The 24997-nt window shown below is 52.3% G+C and carries 24 protein-coding genes; 11 read left to right on the top strand and 13 right to left on the bottom strand.

All coding sequences use genetic code 11. The features are described from left to right. The first annotated feature begins 18 nt into the window (after nucleotides 1-18). Genes tgt through ACMGDE_RS13420 form a run of 3 tightly spaced genes read left to right on the top strand, consistent with a single transcriptional unit; the run spans nucleotide 19 to nucleotide 3169 of the window. Nucleotides 19-1149, top strand: a complete 1131-nt coding sequence (gene tgt / locus ACMGDE_RS13430; RefSeq protein WP_436833322.1) for a tRNA guanosine(34) transglycosylase Tgt — start codon at nucleotides 19-21, stop codon at nucleotides 1147-1149. Nucleotides 1150-1152: 3 nt separating this feature from the next. Then, nucleotides 1153-2253, top strand: a complete 1101-nt coding sequence (locus ACMGDE_RS13425; RefSeq protein WP_436833321.1) for an LptF/LptG family permease — start codon at nucleotides 1153-1155, stop codon at nucleotides 2251-2253. Between the two features lie 13 nt (nucleotides 2254-2266). Beyond that, complete coding sequence (locus ACMGDE_RS13420) at nucleotides 2267-3169, top strand: DMT family transporter (protein ID WP_436833320.1); 903 nt, start codon at nucleotides 2267-2269, stop codon at nucleotides 3167-3169. A 4-nt stretch (nucleotides 3170-3173) separates the two neighbouring features. Here ACMGDE_RS13420 and ACMGDE_RS13415 read toward each other — a convergent pair whose 3' ends face one another. Both ACMGDE_RS13415 and gltB read right to left on the bottom strand, forming a co-directional pair. After that, on the bottom strand, nucleotides 3174-4640 hold the full coding sequence (locus tag ACMGDE_RS13415; protein ID WP_436833319.1) for a glutamate synthase subunit beta: 1467 nt from the start codon (nucleotides 4638-4640) through the stop codon (nucleotides 3174-3176). A 20-nt stretch (nucleotides 4641-4660) separates the two neighbouring features. Beyond that, complete coding sequence (gltB, locus tag ACMGDE_RS13410) at nucleotides 4661-9175, bottom strand: glutamate synthase large subunit (protein ID WP_436833318.1); 4515 nt, start codon at nucleotides 9173-9175, stop codon at nucleotides 4661-4663. A 242-nt stretch (nucleotides 9176-9417) separates the two neighbouring features. On the opposite strand from gltB, the gene ACMGDE_RS13405 reads away from it, so the two are divergent. From ACMGDE_RS13405 to rdgB, 4 genes are all read left to right on the top strand, one after another. Continuing rightward, complete coding sequence (locus ACMGDE_RS13405; protein WP_436833317.1) at nucleotides 9418-10515, top strand: mandelate racemase/muconate lactonizing enzyme family protein; 1098 nt, start codon at nucleotides 9418-9420, stop codon at nucleotides 10513-10515. An 82-nt stretch (nucleotides 10516-10597) separates the two neighbouring features. After that, a complete protein-coding gene (locus ACMGDE_RS13400) occupies nucleotides 10598-11578 on the top strand; it encodes a deoxyhypusine synthase family protein (protein ID WP_436833316.1) in 981 nt (326 codons plus the stop codon). 2 nt (nucleotides 11579-11580) lie between these two features. Beyond that, a complete protein-coding gene (locus ACMGDE_RS13395; RefSeq protein WP_436833315.1) occupies nucleotides 11581-12096 on the top strand; it encodes a hypothetical protein in 516 nt (171 codons plus the stop codon). Further along, the gene (gene rdgB / locus ACMGDE_RS13390) at nucleotides 12093-12671 is read left to right on the top strand and encodes an RdgB/HAM1 family non-canonical purine NTP pyrophosphatase (protein ID WP_436833314.1); all 579 of its coding nucleotides are present in this window, start codon (nucleotides 12093-12095) and stop codon (nucleotides 12669-12671) included. The genes ACMGDE_RS13395 and rdgB overlap by 4 nt, the downstream gene beginning before the upstream one ends. On the opposite strand, the gene ACMGDE_RS13385 is transcribed toward rdgB, so the two are convergent. Both ACMGDE_RS13385 and ACMGDE_RS13380 read right to left on the bottom strand, forming a co-directional pair. Continuing rightward, nucleotides 12668-13276 carry an alpha-ketoglutarate-dependent dioxygenase AlkB family protein gene (locus ACMGDE_RS13385; protein ID WP_436833313.1) on the bottom strand — a complete coding sequence of 203 codons (609 nt, stop codon included), beginning with the start codon at nucleotides 13274-13276 and terminating at the stop codon, nucleotides 12668-12670. The genes rdgB and ACMGDE_RS13385 overlap by 4 nt on opposite strands. Next, nucleotides 13263-14120: a methylated-DNA--[protein]-cysteine S-methyltransferase gene (locus ACMGDE_RS13380; protein ID WP_436833312.1), complete on the bottom strand. Its 858-nt coding sequence runs from the start codon at nucleotides 14118-14120 to the stop codon at nucleotides 13263-13265. The genes ACMGDE_RS13385 and ACMGDE_RS13380 overlap by 14 nt, the downstream gene beginning before the upstream one ends. A 449-nt stretch (nucleotides 14121-14569) precedes the next feature. Between ACMGDE_RS13380 and ACMGDE_RS13375 the strand changes: the two genes are divergently transcribed. Further along, nucleotides 14570-16306 (top strand): GMC family oxidoreductase, encoded by a 1737-nt coding sequence (locus tag ACMGDE_RS13375; RefSeq protein ID WP_436833311.1) that lies wholly within the window; start codon nucleotides 14570-14572, stop codon nucleotides 16304-16306. Nucleotides 16307-16326: 20 nt separating this feature from the next. Further along, nucleotides 16327-16956 (top strand): gluconate 2-dehydrogenase subunit 3 family protein, encoded by a 630-nt coding sequence (locus tag ACMGDE_RS13370; RefSeq protein ID WP_436833310.1) that lies wholly within the window; start codon nucleotides 16327-16329, stop codon nucleotides 16954-16956. On the opposite strand, the gene ACMGDE_RS13365 is transcribed toward ACMGDE_RS13370, so the two are convergent. Continuing rightward, a complete protein-coding gene (locus ACMGDE_RS13365) occupies nucleotides 16953-17417 on the bottom strand; it encodes a GNAT family N-acetyltransferase (protein WP_436833309.1) in 465 nt (154 codons plus the stop codon). The genes ACMGDE_RS13370 and ACMGDE_RS13365 overlap by 4 nt on opposite strands. 118 nt (nucleotides 17418-17535) lie before the next feature. Here ACMGDE_RS13365 and ACMGDE_RS13360 point away from each other — a divergent pair, with 118 nt between their 5' ends. Continuing rightward, on the top strand, nucleotides 17536-18639 hold the full coding sequence (locus tag ACMGDE_RS13360; RefSeq protein WP_436833308.1) for an L-dopachrome tautomerase-related protein: 1104 nt from the start codon (nucleotides 17536-17538) through the stop codon (nucleotides 18637-18639). Here ACMGDE_RS13360 and ACMGDE_RS13355 read toward each other — a convergent pair. After that, nucleotides 18636-18809 (bottom strand): type II toxin-antitoxin system antitoxin, encoded by a 174-nt coding sequence (locus ACMGDE_RS13355; RefSeq protein ID WP_436833307.1) that lies wholly within the window; start codon nucleotides 18807-18809, stop codon nucleotides 18636-18638. The genes ACMGDE_RS13360 and ACMGDE_RS13355 overlap by 4 nt on opposite strands. A 64-nt stretch (nucleotides 18810-18873) precedes the next feature. Between ACMGDE_RS13355 and dinB the strand changes: the two genes are divergently transcribed. Next, nucleotides 18874-19956: a DNA polymerase IV gene (gene dinB / locus ACMGDE_RS13350; RefSeq protein ID WP_436833306.1), complete on the top strand. Its 1083-nt coding sequence runs from the start codon at nucleotides 18874-18876 to the stop codon at nucleotides 19954-19956. Here dinB and ACMGDE_RS13345 read toward each other — a convergent pair. From ACMGDE_RS13345 to ACMGDE_RS13315, 7 genes are all read right to left on the bottom strand, one after another. Beyond that, a complete protein-coding gene (locus tag ACMGDE_RS13345) occupies nucleotides 19953-20321 on the bottom strand; it encodes a hypothetical protein (protein WP_436833305.1) in 369 nt (122 codons plus the stop codon). The two genes, dinB and ACMGDE_RS13345, sit on opposite strands and share 4 nt — an antisense overlap. 66 nt (nucleotides 20322-20387) lie before the next feature. Then, on the bottom strand, nucleotides 20388-21608 hold the full coding sequence (locus ACMGDE_RS13340; protein WP_436833304.1) for a serine hydrolase domain-containing protein: 1221 nt from the start codon (nucleotides 21606-21608) through the stop codon (nucleotides 20388-20390). Nucleotides 21609-21657: 49 nt separating this feature from the next. Then, nucleotides 21658-22554: a DMT family transporter gene (locus tag ACMGDE_RS13335; RefSeq protein ID WP_436833303.1), complete on the bottom strand. Its 897-nt coding sequence runs from the start codon at nucleotides 22552-22554 to the stop codon at nucleotides 21658-21660. Between the two features lie 195 nt (nucleotides 22555-22749). Beyond that, on the bottom strand, nucleotides 22750-23793 hold the full coding sequence (locus ACMGDE_RS13330) for an ATP-binding protein (protein ID WP_436833302.1): 1044 nt from the start codon (nucleotides 23791-23793) through the stop codon (nucleotides 22750-22752). 17 nt (nucleotides 23794-23810) lie between these two features. Beyond that, nucleotides 23811-24152, bottom strand: coding sequence for a hypothetical protein (locus tag ACMGDE_RS13325; protein ID WP_436833301.1), 342 nt, complete (start codon nucleotides 24150-24152; stop codon nucleotides 23811-23813). Between the two features lie 16 nt (nucleotides 24153-24168). Next, a complete protein-coding gene (locus ACMGDE_RS13320) occupies nucleotides 24169-24567 on the bottom strand; it encodes a response regulator (protein ID WP_436833300.1) in 399 nt (132 codons plus the stop codon). A gap of 238 nt (nucleotides 24568-24805) precedes the next feature. After that, a complete protein-coding gene (locus ACMGDE_RS13315; protein WP_436833299.1) occupies nucleotides 24806-24967 on the bottom strand; it encodes a hypothetical protein in 162 nt (53 codons plus the stop codon). Nucleotides 24968-24997 lie beyond the last annotated feature (30 nt).

Raw genomic sequence — 24997 nt, 5'->3', positions numbered from 1 at the left:
TTCCTATTTTTGCGCAGAATGAAGTTTACCCTCAAGACAAAAGATACCCAATCTAAGGCTCGTGCAGGCACCATAGAGACCGCCCATGGCACCATCGAAACCCCCATTTTTATGCCGGTGGGTACTGCGGGTACGGTCAAGGCCGTGCACCAGCACGAATTGGTAAACGAAATCGATGCGCAGGTTATCCTTGGCAACACCTATCACCTCTACCTGCGGCCGGGTTTGGATGTCTTACAACAGGCCGGTGGCCTCCACCGGTTCAACGGATGGGATCGGCCGATACTGACCGACAGTGGGGGATATCAGGTATATTCGCTTACCGAGGTCCGCAAGATCAACGAAGAAGGAGTGACCTTCCGCTCACATATCGACGGCTCAAAACATCTTTTTACACCAGAAAATGTGATGGATACACAGCGCATTATAGGCGCCGATATCGTGATGGCGTTTGACGAATGCACACCTTATCCCTGTGACTATCGGTATGCCAAGCAGTCGGCGGATATGACGCACCGCTGGCTCAAACGCTGTTGCGAGCGGTTTGATACGACCGAGCCGTTATATGGCTATGAGCAGACCCTGTTTCCCATCGTGCAGGGTTCGGTATATCGGGACCTTCGCGAAAAATCGGCCGAAGCCATCGCCTCCTTCGGCCGCGATGGCAATGCCATTGGTGGACTCTCCGTGGGCGAGCCGGCGGAAGAGATGTATGCCATGACCGAAGTGGTGTGTGATATACTGCCGCCCGAAAAGCCGCGTTATCTGATGGGCGTGGGCACGCCAGTCAATATTTTGGAGAATATCGCATTGGGCATTGATATGTTTGATTGTGTAATGCCTACACGTAACGCACGTAACGGTATGCTGTTTACGCGGCAGGGCATCATCAACATCAAAAATAAAAAATGGGAGAGCGATTTCTCGCCCATCGACACCGAGAGCGACCTGCTTGCCGATCGGGCATACAGCAAAGCCTACCTGCGGCATCTCATCCGTTCGCAGGAAATCCTCGGCGCGCAGATCGCATCGCTGCACAACCTGCACTTTTACCTGTGGTTGGTCAAGGAAGCCCGTAAGCACATCATCGCGGGCGATTTTCGCGAATGGAAAAATAGCATGGTCAAGCAATTGGACGTAAGATTATAGCGTATGGTCAAGTGGCTGCAGTCGTCGTTTAATATCATCGATCAGTACATCATCAAGAAGTACCTCAGTACCTTCGTGTTTACCATGGCCATCTTTACGGTGGTCGCGGTGGTGTTTGATGTATCCGAACGGCTGGACGACTTCATGAAGCACAAGGCACCGGTTTCCAAGATCGTGTTGGAGTATTACGCCGGCTTTGTGCCGTTTTACCTCAATATGCTATCGCCATTGATCAATTTCATCGCGGTGATCTTTTTCACCGCGAAGATGGCAGATCAAACCGAGATCGTGCCGATTTTGAGCGGCGGCATGAGCTTCAATCGCTTACTGCGGCCCTACATGATTGCGGCAACCGTCATCTTCTGCCTCAATTTTATATTCAGCGTATACATCATTCCACGTACTAATAAATTGAAGGTGGGGTTTGAGCGGGTTTACATTAAACCGGTAGAAAACAATACCAAAAGTTCTACCCATATGCAGATCGATGGGGACAGCTATGTCTACATCGATAATTTTGACAACAGGACCAAGGTAGGTTACAAATTCGTGCTTGAAAAGTTTGACGAAGGCGAGATGAAAGAGAAGCTCATTGCTGAGCGCATCACCTGGGATTCGATCAAAAATAATTGGCGTATCGAAGATTATACTATCCGGAAGATCGATTCTTTAAACGAGGAGATGATCAAGGGCACGCGGCTTGACACCACACTGGACATGACGCCCCGCGATTTCGAGGTGTATGATAATATCTTCACCGCGATGAGCATGATCGAGCTCAACGACCGTATTGAAAAGGAGGAAATCCGGGGCACAGGAATGATGACCGATCTGCTGCTGGAAAAATACAGGCGTTTCGTGACCCCTTTGGCAGCCTATGTGCTCACTTTGATGGGGGTGGCCCTGTCTTCCAAGAAAGTGCGGGGCGGCATCGGCCTGAGTTTAGGTATTGGCATCGGCCTGAGTTTCACGTATATTGTATTCATCCAGTTTTCGACCATGTTTTCACTTAAAGGGGGGCTTCCGCCGATTATCGCGGTATTTATTCCCAACATCGTTTTCGGGGCATTGGCCTTTTATCTGTTATATAAGGCGCCAAAATAACCAGCATTACGCCATGGCAAATTTCACGGTCAGCCGCAACCTGCTCATCCTCCACGTCACCGTGATCGTGTGGGGGTTCACGGGGATATTGGGCAACCTCATCTCCATCTCGGCCATTCACCTGGTATGGTACCGGGTGCTTATTGCCTTTCTTTCGTTGGCCGTTTACTTTTGGTACAGGGGGCAGTCCTTTGCCGTCAAACGCAGGGATTTTATGCAGTTTTTTCTTACTGGCGGACTAGTAGGGTTGCATTGGGTGCTTTTTTTTGAATCGATCAAGGTCTCCACGGTATCGGTCACCCTGGTATGCCTGTCGTCGGTCACCCTGTTTACGGCCATCATTGAGCCCTTATTCTATAAGCGGCGCACCGCGAAGACCGAAGTGTTGGTGGGGCTGCTTATCATCGCCGGCATATACCTGATCTTTAAATTTGAGGGGCAGTATGTGCGGGGTATTGTGCTGGGGCTGCTGGCAGCCTTAGCGGCGGCGTTGTTCGGTACGATCAATTCTAAGCTCATCAAAAAGAGCGAAGCCACCATGATCAGTTTGTATGAGATGTTCGGTGCATGGGTTTGGATTTCGCTGTTTATGCTGGTTTCGGGCGGCTTCGGCCGAGAAATGCAACCAACGGGAGCTGATACGCTATACTTGTTGTTATTGGGTACGGTATGCACTTCGGGGGCCTATGTGGCCGCCGTCTCAGTGATGCGCGAGATCAGCGCATTCCGTGTGGCGCTGGCCAGCAACCTGGAGCCGATATATGGGATTCTGCTGGCGTGGTTGTTTTTCGGTCAGCGCGAAAAAATGAGCGCCGGCTTCTATGCCGGCGCAATTATCATCCTGGGTGCTGTATTCGTGTATCCGGTAATCCGGTATCAGATCGCTAAAAAGAAATCAAGCGCGATAGTTACTTAGGCGGTTACGCATAGTCAAACACCGCATCCTTGCTTTCCAATTCGGAGTGGCCGATCAGGTATTCGTCTACCTTGCGCGCACATTCACGACCCTCTGAAATGGCCCATACGACGAGGGACTGTCCGCGACGCATGTCACCCGCTACGAAAATCCGTTCCGCCGAGGTTTGGTATTCACCTTCTTTCGCTTTCACGTTGCCCCGCTCGTCCAGTTCCACACCTAACTGCTGCAATAAACCATCGTGTTGCGGGTGTACGAAACCCATAGCCAGGAGTACCAGTTCGCACGGGATTTCCCGTTCGGAACCCGCTACTTCGGCAAACTTGGTGGGGCGGCCCAAGGCATCGCGCTCCCACTCCAGGTCGACTATCCGAGCACCCTTGAGATTGCCCTTGCTGTTGCCGATAAATTCCTTGGTGCTGATGCTCCAGAAGCGCTCGCAGCCTTCTTCATGTGATGTGGTGGTCTTGAGCAGCATGGGATACGTGGGCCATGGCATCGCTTCCGTACGGTTTTTGGGTGGCTGGGGCATCAGTTCAAATTGCGTGACCGACTTAGCGCCATGGCGGTTCGAGGTGCCTACGCAGTCCGATCCCGTGTCACCCCCACCAATGACCAATACATTTTTGCCGGTGGCTAAGAGCGCCTCTTGCTCGAAGGGGGCGTCACTTACGCGCTTGTTTTGCTGTTTGAGAAATTCCATGGCAAAATGCACCCCTTTGAGCTCCCGTCCCGGTATGTTCAGGTTACGCGGAATCGTCGATCCGCCGGCCAGTACCACGGCGTCATAGCCTTGTAACTCACTGGCAGGCACGTTTTTCCCCACCTCGGCGTTGCAACGGAACACTACGCCCTCTTCTTCCATCACCTTTATGCGACGGTCTATCACCCATTTTTCCAGTTTGAAATCAGGAATGCCGTAGCGAAGCAGTCCGCCGGGTTTGTCATCCCGTTCATATACCGTTACCTCATGCCCCACTTTGATCAGTTGCGCTGCAGCAGCAAGACCCGCTGGTCCGCTGCCCACCACGGCCACACGTTTTCCGGTCTTCAGATGTGTCGGCCGGGCTTTCACAAATTCCCGCTTAAAGGCGATCTCGATGATGTGCTTTTCAATCTCTTCAATCGCTACCGGTGGGCGGTTGATGCCCAGCACACAGGCCGATTCGCATGGCGCGGGGCATATCCTACCCGTGAATTCGGGGAAGTTGTTAGTCGATGCCAGAATCCGGTACGCTTCTTCCCATTTGCCATCATATACCGCATCGTTAAATTCGGGTATCACATTGCCTAGTGGGCAGCCCGAATGGCAAAAAGGTATGCCGCAATTCATGCACCGCGCCGCCTGGTTGTTCAATTCATCGTCACTGTAAGCGTGCACAAATTCCTGGTAGTTTTTCTTCCGGCTTGCAATGGCGTCCTTCTTCGGAAGCGCCCGTTCAAATTCTTTAAATCCGGTTGGTTTTCCCATCTTTCTGTCTATATCGTTCGTTATGCTTCTATTAATTTTGCCCGTAGCACCTGCTTGTATTCCCTTGGGAACACTTTGATGAAACAAGCCCGCTCGGTTTTCCAGTTTTGGAGGATATGGGTGGCGCGTTTACTTCCCGTCAGGTGGATGTGCCGCTTGAGCAGGGCCATGATAGCCGTTTCATCTTCAGTCTCCAGCGGATCAAGGTCTACCATCTCCGTGTTGCAATTGTCTCTGAAAGTGCCTTCTACGTCGTACACCCAAGCGATGCCCCCGCTCATGCCCGCGGCGAAATTGCGGCCTGTAGCACCGAGGATCAGCGCCCGTCCAGCGGTCATGTACTCACACCCGTGGTCGCCTACACCCTCTGCCACTGCCGTGGCGCCGGAGTTGCGCACGGCAAATCGTTCGCCCGCTTGTCCGCATACAAAGAGGTGGCCGGAGGTGGCTCCATATAGGGCCACGTTGCCGATGATAATATGCTCATGCGCAATACGTTCGTTATCCCGCGGAGGATAGATGGCCAGCTGTGCTCCCGATAGCCCCTTGCCCACGTAGTCGTTGGCTTCACCTTCCAATTCAAATGACAACCCTTTGGCCGCGAAGGCGCCGAAGCTCTGGCCTGCCGAGCCCGTAAATTTGTAGTTGATGGTGTTGTCCGGCAGTCCCTCGCCGCCGTATATTTTCGATACCTCATTCGATAATAAGGTGCCCACGGTGCGGTCGGTATTTTTCACGTTGAATGTGCCAAAAACCGGCGTTTTGCTTTCCAGCGCCTTGCGGGCCTGGGTGACTAGTCCCCAGTCGAGAATCATATCCAGCCCATGGTCTTGCTGTTCCGTCTGGTAGAGGGTGTCGCCGTTGCGGCTGTGGGCCACATAGAGGACACCTGAGAGGTCGAGCTTATTGACTTTCCAATGGTTCACATTTTCCCGTTTCTTGAGAAACTGGGCGCGGCCGACCATCTCATTGATGGTACGAAAGCCAAGCTGCGCCATGATTTCACGCAGTTCTTCGGCAAGGAATCTAAACAAGTTCACAATATCTTCCGGCTTGCCTGTAAACAGTTTGCGCAACTCGGGGTCCTGTGTAGCCACACCTACGGGACAGGTATTCAGGTGGCACTTGCGCATCATGATGCAGCCTCCGGCCACGAGCGCTGCCGTTGCCACGCCCCACTCTTCGGCACCCAGCAGGGTGGCGATCGCGATGTCCCTTCCAGTTTTAAGCTGCCCATCCGTTTGCAGCACGACGCGGCTGCGCAAGCCATTTTTGACCAAGGTTTGATGCGACTCAGCCAGACCCAGTTCCCAAGGCAGACCGGCATGTTTGATGGAGCTGATCGGCGAGGCGCCCGTGCCTCCATCATATCCGGCAATGAGGATCACATCGGCATGTGCTTTGGCCACCCCAGCCGCGATGGTGCCCACCCCCGCTTTGGACACCAGTTTTACGTTTATCCGCGCATCGCGGTTGGCGTTTTTCAGGTCAAAGATCAACTGGGCCAAATCCTCAATGGAATAGATATCGTGATGTGGGGGAGGGGAGATCAGTCCGACACCCGGTGTGGAGTGCCTTACTTTAGCGATCCACTCATCCACCTTATGGCCTGGCAGTTGTCCGCCTTCACCCGGTTTTGCGCCCTGCGCCATCTTGATTTGCAATTCATCAGCCTGCGTGAGGTAATGGGAGGTCACCCCGAAGCGGCCGGAGGCCACTTGCTTGATGGCAGACCGCATCGAGTCGCCATTCGGCAGCGGTTTATAGCGCATTTCGTCTTCACCGCCCTCTCCTGTATTGCTTTTGCCGCCGATACGGTTCATCGCGATGGCCAACGTGCTGTGTGCCTCATGCGATATCGACCCGAATGACATGGCACCCGTGGCAAAGCGCTTCATAATGTTCTCCGCTGGCTCCACCTCATAAACGGAAATCGGCGTGCGATGCCTTGCGAAATCAAGTAATCCACGCAAGGTATACATGCGCTCCTGTTGGTTGTTGATGAGCGCCGCATATTTCCTATAGATCTCATAGTCGCCCGTGCGGCAAGCCTGTTGCAGTAGATGTACCGTCTGCGGATTGAAAAGGTGCGCTTCGCCCCTTCTTTTCCATTGATATATGCCACCCTCGGGCAGCAGGTCCTTGGCGTTGCGTGAGCTGGTAAATCCACGGTTATGCTTACTCAATACCTCGCGTGCAATATCATCGAGGTTCAAGCCGCCGATGCGGGAAACCGCACCACAGAAATACTGGTCTACTACATCCTTATTGATGCCGAGCACTTCAAAAATCTGAGCGCCATGATACGATTGCAGTGTAGAGATGCCCATCTTCGAAAAGATCTTGAGCAAGCCGCCGGACACCGCCTTTACATAGTTTTTTGCCAGTTGCGGCCAGGTCAGCTCGGTATCCAATATTTTTTGCTCCTTGAGCGTACGGATGGTGGCCAGCGCCATGTACGGGTTGATGGCCGTGGCACCGAACGCCAATAAACAAGCAAAATGATGCACTTCCCATACGTCTCCGCCTTCCACGACCAAGCCCACGGCGCCGCGGTGACCCGTTTTGATCAGGTGGTGGTGCACGGCAGATACGGCCAGTAGCGACGGGATAGCGGCATGCTGCGAGTCGATGGCGCGGTCGGAGAGAATGATCACCTCAAACCCATCCCGTACCGCATCTTCCGCGTAGCGGCAGAGGCGGTTCAGCCCGTCTTCAAGGGCGCCGGGCTGACCAGTGGCGTTGAAATAACATTGCAGTGTCTTGGCCTGGAAAATACCAGTATCAATGCTGCGGAGCTTTTCGAGCTCCCTGCTGGTCAATATCGGGTGTTCGAGCGCCACGCAGTGGCAATGCATCTTGTCTTCATCGAGAATATTGCCTGCATTGCCGATAAAGGTGGCCAGGCTCATCACCAATCGCTCCCGTATCGGGTCGATGGGCGGGTTGGTCACCTGTGCAAAGAACTGCTTGAAATAGCTGGACAAGTGTTGCGGATGATCAGAGAGCACCGCCAGCGGCACGTCGGTGCCCATGGAGCCTACCGGTTCCTTGGCGTCCAAGGCCATCGGTGTGATGATGCCTTCGACATCCTCCCGGGAGTAACCGAATATCTGCTGGTATTTGAAAACCGATTCCTTAGAGAGATAAGTGAAGCTTACCCGCGGCTCAGCGAGCTCCTCCATGCGGATTTTATATTGATTCAGCCAGTCGCCATAAGGCTGTTTGCTGGCGAGTTCGTTCTTCACCTGCTCGTCCGAGAGGATCTCGCCTCGCTCCATATCAATGAGCAGAATTTTGCCTGGCTGCTGGCGCCCTTTTCTGATGATCATGTTTTCGTCTACCGGCAGCGCTCCCGCTTCGGAAGCGACGATGACACGGTCATCCGAGGTCACCGCAAAGCGCAACGGCCGTAGGCCATTCCGGTCCAGCATGGCGCCGATGATGGAGCCATCGGTGAAGCAGAGCGCCGCTGGCCCATCCCAGGGTTCCATCAGCGTGGCGTGGTATTCATAGAATGCTTTTTTGAGCGGGTCCATGTGGGTGTTTCCATCCCAAGCCTCAGGCACCATCATCAGCATTGCATGTGCAATGCTGCGGCCACTGTGCAACAGCAATTCCGCCACGTTATCCAAGCAGGCCGAGTCAGACTGGTGTCCATCCACCACGGGCAGCAATATTTCCATCTCTTCTTCGGTAAAATAGGGAGAAGATAGGGAGCGCAAGCCCGCATAAAACCAGTTGAGGTTGCCCGTCAATGTATTGATCTCTCCATTGTGAGCCAACATGCGGAAAGGCTGCGCCAATTGCCATGAAGGGAATGTATTGGTAGAGAAACGGGAGTGGATCAGGCCAAAGGCCGATACCACACGCTCATCCGATAGGTCCGGAAAATACGTGCTGACCTGATAGGTGGTCAGCTGCCCTTTATAGACGATCACCTTGCAAGATAGCGAGGCGATGTATAGCTCTTCGGTCAATGCTTCCGTTTCTCTCACTTTCTTGGCGATGAGTCGCCTCAGTACGAAGAGCTTCCGCTCAAAATCCGTTACATTAGTCACACCCGCCGGCCGTGCAACGAAAAACTGTACGATTTCCGGCTCCACGCTCAATGCGGTGCTGCCAATTCCTTCCGGGTTTACAGGCACCCGCCTGAATCCCAAGAATTCCATTCCCCTATCTTCCGCCGCGTCTTGTATGATTTGCCGGCACATCTGATTGGCCTCCTCATTTTTGGGTAAGAAAGCCATGCCCGTTCCATAATAGCCAGGCTCATTCAGTTGGATGCCCAGCGTGATGCATTCCTCCCAAAGAAACTCGTGAGGTAGGTGAATCATAATGCCTGCACCATCGCCGCTTTCCGGGTCGCAACCACAGGCACCGCGGTGCTCCATATTTTCCAGCATCGTCAGCGAATCCCGCACCAGGTTGTGCGTTTTGTTGCCCTTCACGTTTGCAATGAATCCAACTCCGCAAGCATCACGCTCGAAATCAGACAGATAGAGCCCCTCCTGTTGTCTCAATTTACCAGTCATTCTGTTTAGTTAGCTGTATTTAATTTGCTAAAATAGTCATTATTTCGGAGATAATTTAATTATTTTCAAATTTTTATTTTATTTATTGATAATTACCTATTATTTATATCGATTTTTGATAAACTGTTAATAAAACCGCGACTGCGTTACCGACTTTGTAAACGTCATTTTTCCCCATTGGTCATAAAAAAACAGTAATTTCGGCCCGAAAAAAACACCAAACAACGAGAAAATAGCCAAAAATGAAAATCACCCATACCGAGATTTACCGCTTCAGCATCCCGATGGAGCCTTTTGTCATCGCTACCGGCACGATGGATTATGCACAAAATACCTTTATCAAAATACATACGGATGCAGGCATTTTCGGCGTGGGCGAGTGCTCGGCCTTTCCGATGATTGTGGGGGAGACGCAGGACACCTGTTTGGTACTTGCCCGGGAGTTTGCACGGTTGTGGAAAGGCAAGGATCCACTGGCTATTGAAGAGCGGCTGGCCGAGTTGGATGCCTTCATTGCCAAAAATAGCACCATCAAAAGTGCATTTGATATGGCCTTGTACGATTTAACCGCCAAACATGCCGGGGTGCCCTTGTACCGCTATCTGGATGGCACTGTTCGGGACATCGTTACCGACATCACGGTGGGTATCGGCAGTGCCGAAGAGATGGCTGCCAAGGCGCTGACATTCAAAGCGCAGGGCGCCGAAGTGCTCAAGGTGAAGCTGGGCAAGGAACCCCAAGCGGATATCGCACGCATCAAGGCAATCCGCGATGCCGTTGACGATGCACTTCCCATTCGGATCGACGCCAATCAAGGATGGCGTTATGAGGAAGCCGTCATGGCCTTACAGGGGTTGGAGGCATTTGGTATTGAGTTTTGCGAGCAGCCCATGCGCAGCTATAACGACCACTTGTTGCCGCAACTGCGCAAGGAGACTACGATCCCCATCATGGCCGACGAAAGCTGCTACGACCACCACGATGCTATCCGGCTGGGCGATCAGCGTGCCTGCGACTACATCAATATCAAATTTTCCAAATCCGGCGGTATCGCCGAAGCCCTCCGCATCCAAGAGGCGGCCAACGCATACGGGATTCCCTGTATGATCGGTGGCATGCTGGAAAGCCGCCTGGCCTTGTCAGCTAAAGTGCATTTTGCGTATGCCGCTGCTAATGTGCAGTTCTTTGATATGGATACCTGCATGATCGGGCATTTGGAAGACCCCATCGTTGGTGGGGTGCAATTTGACGGGTATCGCATTTCCTTGCCCGAGGTCCCCGGCATCGGTGCGGATGTCGATGAGACGTTTTTGCGCGGGTGCGAGCGCTGGCAGGTGTGATGAGGGGTACTTCGTATTTCATGCTTCTAACTTCGTCTATAAAACCGTACTTTTGCAGGCACAGAATCAAGCACAAAAAGCGATGAGTAACGTAAGGGGACCTATATCCCAATTTATCGAACAGCATTACCTGCATTTCAATGCGGCAGCATTGGTAGATGCTGCCAAAGGCTATGAGGCGCACTTGGATGCCGGCGGGAAGATGATGATCACGTTAGCCGGCGCGATGAGTACCGCCGAGCTGGGCATTTCCCTCGCCGAAATGATCCGCCAAGACAAGGTGGCCATCATCAGTTGCACGGGGGCTAACCTCGAAGAGGACGTCATGAATTTGGTGGCCCACTCGTATTACAAGCGGGTGCCGAATTACCGCGATCTCAGTCCGCAAGATGAATGGGACCTGCTGGAAAACCATTACAATCGGGTTACCGATACCTGTATCCCCGAAGAAGAGGCTTTCCGCCGTCTCCAACAGCACATCCATCAGATATGGAAGGAAGCGGAAACAGCTGGGGAGCGTTATTTCCCGCATGAATACATGTATAAAATGCTCAACAGCGGTGTGTTGGAGCAATATTACGAGATCGACCCGAAAAACTCCTGGATGCTGGCAGCTGCCGAGAAAAACCTGCCCATCGTCGTTCCCGGTTGGGAAGATAGCACCATGGGCAATATCTTCGCATCGTATGTCATCAAGGGCGAGCTGAAGGCTTCCACCATGAAAAGCGGTATCGAATACATGACCTTCTTGTCGGATTGGTACATCAACAACTCTGCTGGCAAAGGCGTAGGATTTTTCCAAATCGGGGGCGGCATCGCCGGCGATTTTCCGATCTGTGTGGTGCCCATGCTTTACCAGGACATGGAAATGGAAAATATCCCATTCTGGAGTTACTTCTGCCAGATTTCGGATTCCACGACTTCCTATGGATCCTATTCAGGAGCCGTACCCAATGAGAAGATTACCTGGGGCAAATTGGATATTCACACGCCAAAATACATCGTCGAATCCGATGCGACCATTGTGGCTCCGTTGATATTCGCATGGGTGTTGGGACAGTAGGTATGCATACAACGGATCCCATAGCACTCCGCTACCTGATGACGGAAACCATTTTCGATGTAGGTGAACCGGTCGAATCCGCCACAGGCCGTGAGCAAGCTGTGCGTGCGCCTGAGCAGCTCTCGGCCCCTCTTTTTCCGTTTTATGGCGAAAACAAGCGCCGCTACCTGTTTTTGACGCAAGAGCAGCAATACGAATGGATGTCGGACGCCGCATTGGATGCGTTTATCAAGACCTTGGCCGCATTGAAGTTGACCGCGGCCGACGTTGCGGTATTGAATGTAGGTGCGTTGACGGCGCTTCCTTCGAAGGAAGACCTGCTGTCTTTTTTTGAGCCGAAGGTGATGGTTTGCCTCGGGCTTCCCCCGCAATCTTTGGGATTCGAAATTCCCTTATCACCGCTCGTCGCCGACTATCGGGGCATCACGGTGTTCCATACCTATGCATTTGACGAGATGCTGATAGACGCCGAGAAGAAACGTCATTTTTGGACAACCATCAAGACCTTGCTAATATGATTCAATTGGTATTTGCTACCAACAATGCCCATAAGCTGGAAGAGGTGCAAGCCGTAGTTGGCAACCAATTCCCCCTCCTCACGCTGGCCGACATCGGCTGTCATGAGGAGATCCCCGAGACGGGAGATACCTTTGAGGCCAATGCGTCGCAGAAAAGCACGTTCCTGCGTACCCGATATGGATACGATTGCTTCGCGGATGATTCCGGCCTAGAGGTAGCGGCATTGGATAACGCGCCTGGGGTGTATTCTGCCCGTTATTCGGGCACGAGGGATATGGAAAAAAACATCGAGTTGCTGCTTGAGCGGCTGGGTGGCCAGGCCAATCGCCGTGCGCGTTTCCGCACGGTCATTTCTTTGCAGATCGGAGAGGAGGAACATTTTTTCGAGGGGATTGTCGAAGGCGAAATCGGCTACGAACGCCAGGGTACCGGTGGTTTCGGCTATGACCCGTTGTTTACCCCCCTGGGGTATGACCGGACATTTGCCCAGATGACTCCCGCTGAGAAAAATGCCATTAGTCATCGCTCCATTGCGGTATCCAAATTAGCGGACTTTCTCAACGCGCGTTATTAACCCAACATCATCCGGAAGGTCAGGTTCACCCGCGGCTGCTTGACCTTTGTCGTCGGTGGCAGGCGATGCAGCCAGTGGGTCTGGGTAGTGTCCTTCATGACCAACAGGCTGCCGTGGGGCAGCACCATGGATACCGTTTCCTTCGTCTGCTTATGGCGAAAGGCAAACTTTCGCTCGGCCCCCAGGCTTAAGGAGGCGATGGCTCCGTTTTTCTTCAGGTCTTTCTCGTCGTCGCTATGCCACGCCATGCCCTCATCACCAGCGTGGTAGAGGTTCAGTAGGCATGAGTTGAAGCGCTCACCCGTTTTTGCCTCTACCAGCGTTTTTAGTTTCAGCAATTCGGCTGTCCACATCAGTGCCCGCTTGGTGGTATTCGAATAGGTATATTCATAAGGTACGTCGGCATACCAGGCCACCTTTCGTTTGGTGAGGTAGTGCTTGCCGAAGATTACGGCTTCGTCAGGCCTCCATGGGATGGTGGATAGTAAACGCTCGAGGTAGTAGTCCGCCGCCCGGGGCGGAAGCAGTTGACCATAGTACTGTACCGTACCATCCCGGGGCAGCAGGTTCCGTGTTTCGTCGATCACGTCTTCAAATAACTTCATCTTGTCGTTCCATTTGTGCGCTTTCCCAGCCGATAATGGCTGTTTTTCGTGTGCTGCCCCACATATAGCCCCCGATGTGGCCGGTCGATTGGATGACCCGGTGGCAAGGGATCAGGTAGGCCACGGGGTTGCTGCCGATGGCGGTTCCCACGGCCCTCGAAGCGGCGGGACTGCCGATTCCTTCGGCAATAAGGCCATAGGTAGCGAGTTTGCCCATTGGGATTTTGAGTAGCGCCTCCCAGACTTTCAATTGAAAGTCTGTACCTTTCAGGTGCAGCTTGATTTCGGAAAGTTTGCTCCAGTCGTTTCGGAAAATGATTAAGGCATTTTCCTGTATCGCGTCCCGCTCGTTCTCAAACGCCGCATGGGGAAAACTGCGCTTCAACCCCTCCACGGCCATCCATTCGTCTTCGTAGAAGGCCATATAGCAGATCCCCTTACTGGTCGCAGCTACGATGAGATTTCCAAAAGGGCTTTCGGCAAAGCTGTATCGGATGACCAGCTGCTGCCCCCCGTTTCGGTATTCCGCTGGTGTCATCCCCTCGATATTGACGAATAGGTCATGCAGGCGGCTCGTGCCCGATAGACCGGTTTCGAAGGCGGTTTCAAATAGGGTCGCCTGCCGCTCTTTCAAGAGGTGCTTCGCGTGTTGCATGCTGATATACTGGAGGAATTTTTTGGGACTGGTGCCCGCCCATTCGGTAAAAAGCCGCTGGAAATAGTAGGGACTTAGGTGTACTTGTTCGGCTACCTCCTCGAGGGAAGGTTGCTCCTTAAAATGTTGTTTGATATAATCAATCGCTACTGCGATCCGATTATAGTTGATGGTCTCTTGTTCGTTCATGACATGGAGTGATGGTACCTGACAAAGATCGTGACCTTGGTCGTCCTGCACAATCCGAAACTTGCTCAAAGTTCCAACGAAAGTACTACTTTTATCGGATTAGGTGAACGCCGTAGGGTTCATTCGTTCGGTGATTCTTTTGAAGATTATGGTCAATATCTAAATATCTATTATATTTCCTCTATAAAAGTTGTTTTTTCACTTGAACAATTTCTTTTTCAATGGTGTTCAAGAGGGCTTCGCCGTTCTCAATGGCAGAGGAGAGATCGATAAATGCGTAGCATTCATGAGCACCTATGGAAGCAGGCCGCAGCGAATAACGTTGCTTTTTTATTTCACGTGATTAAGTTTGCATTTCGAAGCAACTTTATCTAAGTTTGAAGCAGATGGGCTTCGTCTGCCATGGCGGAGCCGATCAAACTAAACATTATGAAGATAAACCAACGATTATGATTTCTTATCAAATCAAAGAAAATCCTACAGTATACGATGCTGTCGTAGTGGGCTCGGGTGCAGGGGGCGGTATGGCAGGTTATGTCTTGGCCAACGCAGGCCTGAAGGTGCTGATGTTGGAAGCGGGACCTTTTTTCGATCCGGCAAAAGATACCTTGCAACTGCGCTGGCCGTGGGAGTCGCCCCGTCGCGGTGCGAGCACCACGCGGCCATTTGGCGACTTCGATGCGGCCTATGGCGGGTGGGAGCTCGATGGGGAGCCGTACACCAGGGCAACGGGTACGGCATTTGAATGGTTTAGGGCAAGGATGCTGGGTGGCCGTACCAATCACTGGGGGCGTATCTCGTTGCGCATGGGTCCCGATGATTTCAAACCTACAGACGGGGTTACGGCCGAGTGGCCGATCACGTACGATGAGGTCAAACCTTACTATGACCGCGTAGATCGCATGATCGGCATCTATGGCACGGTAGAAGGCATCCACAACGAACCTGACGGCATCTTTTTAAAACCGCCTAAACCCCGGCTCAATGAACTATACATCAAGCGCGGTGCAACGAAAGCGGGTGTTCCCGTCATCACGGGTAGGGGGTCGGTCCTTACGGAGGCGCTACCCGGATCGGAAGGGCGCGGCACATGTTTCTACTGCGGGCAATGCGGAAGGGCGTGCCGAGTGTATGCCGATTTCTCTTCCTCTTCTTGTCTGGTGATACCCGCAATGAAGACCGGCAACCTTACGGTTATCGACCATGCGATGGTGCGCGAGGTGTTGACCAATGACGAAGGGCAGGCCACCGGTGTTTCCTATGTGGATACGCGAGATCTGCAAGAGCATACCGTAAGGGGCAAGCTGGTGGTGCTCGGCGCCAGTGCCTGCGAGAGCGCACGCCTGTTGCTCAACTCCAAATCGGCGGCACACCCGGGCGGCCTGGGCAATAGTAGTGGGCTGGTGGGGCGCTATCTGCATGATTCTACCGGTGCCAGCGCTGGCGGGTTCCTTCCGCAACTGCTTGATCGCAAGCGCTACAACGAAGATGGTGTAGGCAGCGTGCACATCTATTCCCCATGGTGGCTGGACAATAGCAAGTTGAGTTTTCCCCGCGGGTATCATATCGAATATGGTGGCGGCTTGCACATGCCTTCGTATGGCTTCCTCGACTGGGTGCCGGGAGTAAACCACCTCGTGCCCACCAAAGACGGGCAGCAACGCGAACAGGGCGGATACGGGGCGTCATTGAAGGCAGACTATCGACGGTTTTATGGAGCGGGCGTAGGCATGGCCGGTAGGGGCACAGCCCTCGCGCGGCATGATAACTATTGTGAAATAGATCCGGCACGTGTGGATAAGTACGGCATTCCCGTGCTGCGCTTCCATTATAAGTGGGCCGCCGAGGAGGTGGCACAGGCCAAGCACATGCAGGAGACTTTCCAAAGTGTGCTACATGAGATGGGCGCCGTTGTCACGTCGCCCATGCCCGGACCCGAAACGCTGTATGGCTTGGAAGCCCCAGGGAAAATCATCCACGAGGGGGGCACCACGCGCATGGGTGATGATCCGAAGACATCGGTGCTCAACAAGTGGAGCCAAGCGCATGATTGCCGCAACCTATTCGTGGTAGATGCAGGGCCGTTTGTGCAGCAGGGCGACAAAAACCTGACGTGGACGATCCTGGCGCTGTCGATGCGCACAGCTGACTATATTTTGGATCAACGTGCGAAATTAAACATCTAAAAAATCAAATCATTACGATTATGAATAGAAGAGATTCCATCAAAGCGCTGGGGCTTGCGGCAGCAGGAAGTGCCCTGCTGGTAAATGCCTGCGGACCGGCGACCAAAGAACAGGACGCGGCATCCGCCGTGGGGGAGCAACTTCCGGGCGTGCAGGACGTGGAGCACGCGCGCAACCAACGCCTAGCGGCCGAGCAGTTCTTCAATGCACATGAACTGGCTACGTTAGCCGTACTGGCTGATATCATCATCCCCGCGGATGATGTTTCGGGCAGTGCTACTGATGCCGGCGTCCCGGCGTTTATCGAATTTATGGTCAAGGATATCCCCACCTATCAGACCCCCATGCGGGGCGGACTCAAATGGCTGGATCTGCAGAGCCAGCGCCGGTATGGCACCGTGTTTGTCGATTGCAGCGAAGCACAACAGCTCGAGCTGGTAGATGACATCGCTTACCCAGCCAAGGCACGGCCGGAGATGGCGCAGGGTGTAGCGTTTTTTGGTCTCACGCGCAACCTCACGGCCTCTGGCTTTTTCACCAGCGAGATCGGCGTGAAGGACATCGGTTACATGGGTAATCGACCCGGCGTGTGGGATGGTGTACCGCAAGACCTGCTCGATATGCATGGGTTCAAAGACGGGTGGGGCTAAGTCTTGGATGAAGTTTCTCGTCTAAACGCAAGCTTCAACACGGCGACGCTCACCTCCCCCGTGTATTTACCGATGAACTCTTCCAGCACGACGAACCCCAATTTGGTATACAGGTTTATCGCAGGCTGGTTCGATTTCAGGACAAGCAACCACGCTCGGCCATCAATTCGCCGGAGGATGTGCTTCAAAAGGCCCGAGCCGATACCTTGGCGGTAATGGTGGGGGTCTACAAATAAAAATGAAATCAACTGCCCGCTATACCCTACGAACCCGACCACGCGGTGATCTTTTTCGGCCACATAAACATCGCTGTCCTCGAATGCATTCATGAGATCCTGGTCATCCTCCAGTGGCACAATATCCATGATGGCCGTTTCTCCCCTGAACTCGTCGGGTTTAGCTTTCGAGAAGATGGCCAGGATGGAATCCCAGTCTTTTTTTTCATATGCGCGTATGTTCATGCTGATGATGCAGTCTACCGATCAAACATAGGCAACTCGTTTTTCATATGCAAATGACAACGATCCCCTAAAAATCCTTATCTTTAACCAGCACGTCTACATAAACAGTGAAACAGACATGACTAAAACAATGTTATTCCTGCTCGCGATGGCCGTTCAGGGGAGCGTCGTCGCCCAACCCCGCTTCCACAGCGAAGAGCTGATTCCAGTAGCTTCTTTCGGCGAATACCGAGCGATCGGCGTGGGCGTTTCATCAGCCAACCGTGTTTTTGTCTCGTTCCCCAATCGCGGCGGGGCATATAAGCATGCGCTTACCGAGGTGGTAGACGGTAAGGCCATTCCTTATCCCGACGAGACGTGGAATACACCTGGCGACCCTGATACCCACTTCGCCAGTGTTCAGGATTTATTTGTGGATGCCGAAGATTACCTTTGGGTGCTCGATACCAAGCCTGCTCCCGGTGGGTCTATCTTTGGCGGACAGTCCACCGATAAAGCGCCCGAAGGCCAATTCAAGCTGGTCAAGATCAGCACCAAAACCAATCAGGTCGATCGGATTTTTACATTTGATGACCTCGATAAAAGCCAAGCCGCGTTAAACGACGTTCGCGTGGATACCGAAAAGCGCTTGGCCTATCTGTCCGATCCGGGGCAGGCAGCGATCGTCGTCCTGGATTTACAGACGGGCAAGTCGCGGACGGTATTGAAAGGAACGCCCTTTACACTGGCTGATCCAAACGTCGTCCTCGCATATGATGGGAAAGAAATGCGCAGTGTAGATGGGAAACCTTTTTCATCCCATGTAAATAGCATAGCACTCACCAAGGATTTCCGTTATTTCTATTTCAAACCCATTAATCAAACCCATCTCTTTCGTATCGAGACCCAGTATTTGGCGGATAGTTCGTTGACTGACGGCGAACTGGCCGGCCATGTGGAAGATGTGGGAACGGTGGGCGTCACCCACGGATTGGAAGCCGATGCCGATGGCAATATTTTCTTGACGACCTCGATGGACTACAGCATCTCCTTTTTGAGTCCGGATGGCAAGCTGCACACGTTGGTCAAAGATTCGCGGCTGCTTTGGCCGGACTCCTTTGGTATCGGTACCGACGGTTGCCTATACGTCTCCTGTGCCCAATTGCAACGGGACCCGCAGTGGAACGATGGCGAAAGCAAGGTGGAGTTCCCTTATACGCTTTACAAGGTTAAGCTACCTTAGTCTGTATCCTTTTTTTTCGCGCGTTTGCGCTGTGCTAAGGCTTGGGCCAGCAGGAATTCAATTTGGCCATTGGTGCTTCTGAATTCTTCCGCCGCCCATTCCTCCAGTGCTTTCAGCATGTCTGCATTGATGCGAAGTGCAAATGCCTTTTTATCTGCTTTGTCAGTCATTAAAAAGTTTCAATGTGGATTTATCTCTTATTGTTGTTAACATTGTATAGGTAGTTCGGTAGTTATGGAACAACGCAAAATCATTCATATCGATATGGATGCATTTTATGCTTCCGTAGAGCAGCGCGACTTCCCCGAATACCGGGGCAAGCCGCTTATCGTCGGGGGTCTTCCCGAAGGCCGCGGTGGAGTAGTCGCCACCGCGAGCTACGAGGCCAGGAAATATGGGGTGCGCTCGGCCATGCCGTCTAAGACCGCGCAGCGCCTGTGTCCCGATGCGATTTTCGTCTTGCCCCGTTTTGATGCTTACAAGGCCGCATCCCGTCAGTTGGGCGAGATTTTCCGCCGGTTTACAGACCTCATCGAGCCGCTGTCATTGGATGAAGCGTATTTAGATGTTACCCATGACAAGGCGGGCGTGGGTTCCGCCATCGACATTGCCAAACAGATCAAGCAAGCCGTCCGGGATGAATTGCAGCTTACGGCCTCTGCGGGCGTTTCCATCAATAAGTTTGTCGCCAAGATCGCATCGGATATGCACAAGCCTGATGGGTTGACGTTCATTGGTCCATCCAAGATCGAGGCCTTCATGGCGCAGCTGCCTGTAGAGAAGTTTTACGGCGTTGGCAATGTCACTGCCACGAAGATGAAATCCATGGGGTTCCATACCGGGGCCGATCTCAAGCGGCTATCCGAAGCGGCGATGGTACAGCATTTCGGCAAGCTCGGCAAGTTTTATTATCAGATCGTGCGAGGCATTGATCGCCGGGAGGTGCAGCCCCACCGCGAAACCAAGTCCGTAAGCGTAGAAGACACCTATCAACAGGACCTCACCACTGTCGATGATATGTTGGTCGAGTTAGCGCGGCTCACGGCCAAGCTGGCGGTCAGGCTGCAGCGCGCGCAATTGAAAGGGCGGACAGTCACCATCAAGTTCAAGTTTCATGACTTTACCATCATGACCCGCAGTCATTCGCTTCCAGCATTGATCAATGACGAGGCTGCCCTTTTCCAAACCGTCAGGTCCATCATCGAGAAGGCCGATCTGGAAGATAAAAAAGTACGCCTGCTCGGCGTGGGCGTTTCCAATTTTGAGCTACCTACTGCAAAAGCCGGCGAAGCAGGAGTTCAGTTGCGTTTGTTTTAATTAGGCAGATCGTCGGAGCCTTTTTCCCGATCGTTCAAAAAGTCGTCGAGCGAATCGCTGTTGTCATCCATCCAATCCATCATGTTTTGGTACCATATCTTCGCTTTTTCGAATACGTCGGTGAGGTCGTCCGTAATAAACCGGTGTACGAAAAACGTATAATTGCTGATTTCGCCGTATTTATTTATCCGTTCCCATTCATAGCGGGGACTAACATAATTAACCAGCATATTACTCGATTCGACCAATTCCAAAATCGTATTCGTCGGAAAATGAAAAATTACTACCCTGCCCTTTAGCGAAGCATTATTGGGTATCAACGCTGTCAGTAAGGTAAAATCCGGAATTTCAAATCGCATATCCACCTCCTATCCCTATTTTTCGCTAACAGATAACGGAGCGATTTGTTGTATCAAAGCTTGCCAGTACGTTTACCGAAGCGCTTCGCCTGCGGGGAAGGCATTCAGCACACGCTTGATCAAGCCGTCCATTTCCGCGCTTGCGATCCATCGGGCTACCACGACCAGGTCATGTTGCGGATCGCAATAGATCATATTTGTGCCATTACCGATATGCACCCATGCATGCTCGGGAGCCGAGGGGAGCATTTTCTTACCCGTATTCAAAAACCAATTCATGTACCCGTATCCGGTATTGGCCGTCGTGGGTGTCAACGCCTGTTTCACCCATTGCTCGCTGATAAGCTGCTTGCCATTCCAGTTGCCCCGGTGCAGGGTCAGCAAGCCGAAGCGCCCCATGTCATATGCGTTGATAAACATGCCGCCGCCCCAGTGTCCGCCGCCGCTCACTGCCTGGATCGGCTGCCCGTTGAGTACGATCCACGAGTTGCTATAGCCCGCCCAGTGCCAGGTATTGGATGCGCCGATCGGGTCCATGATCCGCGCTTTCAGCACCTCGGGCAGCGGCTTCCGCCAGACCACCGTCGCCGCCAATGCCAGCGCATTCACCCGCACATCGTTATATTTCCACACCGTACCGGGGTCGTTGCGCGGCCGAGTCTTCCATTGATCCGCATCGCCCTGCGGCCTATCCGCCCAGTCCGGTTTATCCCACAAGGTGCCCTCCCAATCGCTGGTTTGCCTAAGCATTACCTCCCAAGTCAGCTTGCGGTTGTGCGCAGATTCAAAAGGGTAGATCAATTCGGGCTGCTCATCACCGTTTGGGCGATAGATCTCGATTGGTGGCATGGCGTTAGCGATGGTGTCTGCTGTGCTACCGATCAGCTGACTATCCACCGTCAGACCTACCACCGTAGACAAGAAGCTTTTCGTGACACTATGGGTTATATCCACACGGGAAGGATTGCCCCATTCCGCTACAAGATATCCCTTATAGATGATGAGGCCAGTAGCCCCCCCGCGATCCTTCAGCGGCCCGATCGGGTCGCTCAGGGGTTCCTTGCCAAAGCTATGAAACTGTGCCAGCGGACCCTCGCGCACGGTCTTCGCTTCGTGGCTCTCAGCAAAATCAACAGCCTGCGCAATCGCCTGCGCATCCAGGTCCAGCTGTGCCGGACTCCGGTATTCCCATGCCGCGGCGGGAGGAAAATAACTGACCTGCCGGTGTTGCTCTTGGCCGTATGCCACCGAAGCGGTCATCAGCGACAGTGTCCAATAAACCCATGCTTTCATGGACGAAAGATAGCAGATTTTTGCAAAAATCTCACACCATTCACCCGTTTTATCGCTTCATCCGCTGTACCAGATACAGGCCTACCATCACCAGCAATACACCACCGAAGGTGTGCCAGGAGATCGGTTCGTTCATGAGGACAGCGGCAATGGCAAAGCCCGCGATGGGGCATAGGAATAGCCACGTCGACGCTTTGACGGGATTATCGCGGAGCAGATACAGCCACAGGAGTACCGCAACGATGGATACGGGTATCGCCAGCCATGCCACGGCACCCCACCAACGCCCGTCAAACGTATTTGCCGAAGCATCGAAGAAGAAGAGCATAAACGGGAGCAGGCAGGTCCCGCCGATCAGCGTCTGCCAACCATTGATGGTGAGGATATGCAGGTCGCCCCACGTCCGCCGGGCGAAATAAATCGCCCCTGCTGAATAGGAGAGCATACTTAGAAAAAGAATACCGATGCCCTGCCAACTGGCATAGCTATTTAGGAATAGAGGATAGGCCGCCAGCAGCATGCCTGCGATGCATAAAACGAAACTGAGGATACTGCCCCAGCTGACCCGTTGTTTATACCACAGCGCACTGATCAGCAGGATGAGCACCGGGTTGGCTGCTACAAACAAAGTGCCCAGACCGGCCGATACCTCTTGCATGGCCAGCACATACAGGCCGAGGTACAGTCCTACATTCAATAGCCCGTAAATGAAGAGTTGGCGCCAAATCTGTTTACCCGAAGGAATGGGCTGGCGCAGGATCAGGTGAGTAACCCCCAGCATGATCGCCGCCGCCAGTGCAAAACGCGCGAGGGCAATGACAAACGGTTGAGCCGATTGTAAGCCGATTTTAGTTGCCGCCGATGCCGATGCCCATAAGATGGCGAAGAGGACGCCTGCCGAGAAATATGCAAATCGTTGGAGCGAGCTTTTCGACGGTGTTGTCATTTCGGGACGAAGCTAATCAAAAGAATTGTCATTGTTTGCAAGTGGCAAGCCTGTTGAGAGCAGTAAATTTTTCCGCCTGATCCAGATTTTTTTCTTACCTTTGTGATAGGTTTAGGTTGATAGCCCCTAATCCCATTGGGGCGAGTCCCTGTTTCAGCGATGAGACAGGGATTTTTTGTTTATCGACCCCGCAGATCAGAAAAGTGATCCATTGATTGGTTTGGAGCGGTTTTCAATCGGCAGCGAAACCGTAAAGCTGGTACCCGTTTCTCCATCGCTTTCCATCTCGATTGTCCCCCCATGAGATTCAATGATGGTTTTGGTCAGATATAGCCCCAATCCAGTAGTCGGTTCACCCGCAGTACCTGGCCGCCTGGCTTCCGTAAACTGGTCGAATATCCGTTCCCGCATCGCTTCTGGAATACCGATGCCGGTATCCCGGACAATAAGTGATACCCGATTTCCGGCTGCCTCCCGAGTAGACAGGCTGATCATCCCACCCGGCTGCGTAAACTTGATGCTGTTCCAGAGGATGTTGCTGATTGCACGCGTGAGCTTCAGGCGGTCAGCCTTGATGGTTTTGTTGCCATACAGTTGTTTCGATAAAACGAGCCGTTTACTTTCCAGTTTGTCAGTTAAAGAATCAATGCATGCGCCAACCAGATCATCCAGATTTTCATCCTGAAGCGTGAGGGTTTCGCTTTGAGATTGTTCGGTGGCGAGTATATCCTGAATGAGCACATGCGCGTATTCACAGGTTTGACTTAGCTTATCGATCAAGTATTGATGTTTGTTCAGTGCTGGGTCGGCTTTCAGGAGGGTTCCGACCATGCTGATCGTCGCTATCGGGCTATATAGATCATGCGCTGCCGCCAGCAATGCAATCTTCTGCTTTTCATGGTTAGTATACAGGTAAGAAAGTATGTCCGCCTGTTTAATAATACCATAAAAACGGTCTTCATGGGTGACGGGGAGCGCCGTATTTCCGCTTGTTTCCATCAGATCCAGTACACCCCCCAACGATTCAGTAGCGATTACCATTGGTTTGCTAGTCATACAATCAATCAGTAACCGATGCTGTTTCATGGCTAGGTCAACCGCCGTGAGTATGCCGATGGGTTGGTTATTTTCCAGCAAGACGATGGCATCTTGTGTTCGCAACAGCTCCTTAGCAGCACTGGTTCCGGTATACGCATCAAGTGTCACATATTGCTTGGTTACCAGTGTCTTTATGTTCATAAATCAGGTACCTCCGCTTATCCATTAATATTGTTTATCGAGATCCGCACCTTCACATCTACCTGCATTAATTCACCATCTGCAACGTGGTCAAAAACATGCCGTTGTAATACCCACATCATGCGTTCAATCGGAATTTTGGCAAGGAGATTTCGGTTTATAAAAACAGCGGCTATGCGTTCATGTCCTATATTCGTATCCACCGTCTGAAACGTTCCCGGCGTCAGCAGGTCCAATGACTTGCCCAGCCCACGCCTGCCCTGTGCCGCATTTTTTGCGAGAATCAGCACATCATGGTGTAGCGGTAACTTGAGCTCCTCAAAACTGATGTCAATTCCATATGTTTTACCGGCATCCAATGGTATATTCCTTTCCTTAGCAAAACAAGACCAGTGGTTTCTGTGTCATTAACTTACGCAGTGTTTCACTTGTCAGTGGCTTTTTACTGAAAGCAATCACTTGCGTATATGATTTTGACCTGATTTCGTCCGCGGCTTCTTCAGATGAGGTATTGACGATTACCCACACATCCTTGCAGTACGGTTTGCCACGCAAAAGATCTAGGACCCCCCAGCCATCCATTTCAGGCATATTGAGATCAAGCAGTATCAATATCTTTTTGTTCGAGGCTGCTTCCCGATCGATAAGCTCAAGCGCACTGATGCCGTCATAGCATACAATGGGTTCGTCAAATGGCCACACCGATTTTACCAATGCTTTTTGTATCTTACCTAACATGACGTCATCGTCGACGATAAATACCCTTAAATCCATATACCGCCTTGGTAGTAAGTAGGGCTAATATTTAGTTGGAGGATCTGTTCCATAAGTGGGTCAAAGGTATGAACGTGTAGTTGCTATACAAACATAAACCACGTGATAATCAGATAATGTAGCGGATTTCTGACAGGATAGGAACCGATAGGGGGGATGCTCCGCCTTGACGCGATGTGCGCACAAAAAAAACCGCTCGTTGATGAGCGGTTTATGATACCCTTGAAAGCATGTTTTATTACAATGTATCGTTTGTCAGGGTATCCGTCCCCATCGTATCTACTGGAGGCACGGTTTCCATCGTATCCTGATCTTGGTGGTCATCACGCCCGGTATTGTTGCAAGCGGTCAAAAAGGCTGTCGATACTAAAGCGATTGCTAGTGATTTAATTGCTTTCATCTCATGTTGTGTTTAGTGAAAATCTCTACA

Origin of the sequence: Parapedobacter brassicae (assembly GCF_051400755.1) — a bacterium.
In the GTDB taxonomy this organism is placed as follows: Bacteria; Bacteroidota; Bacteroidia; order Sphingobacteriales; family Sphingobacteriaceae; genus Parapedobacter.
Note: the sequence above shows the minus strand (reverse complement) of the source record. Positions and strands in the feature narration are given on the sequence as shown.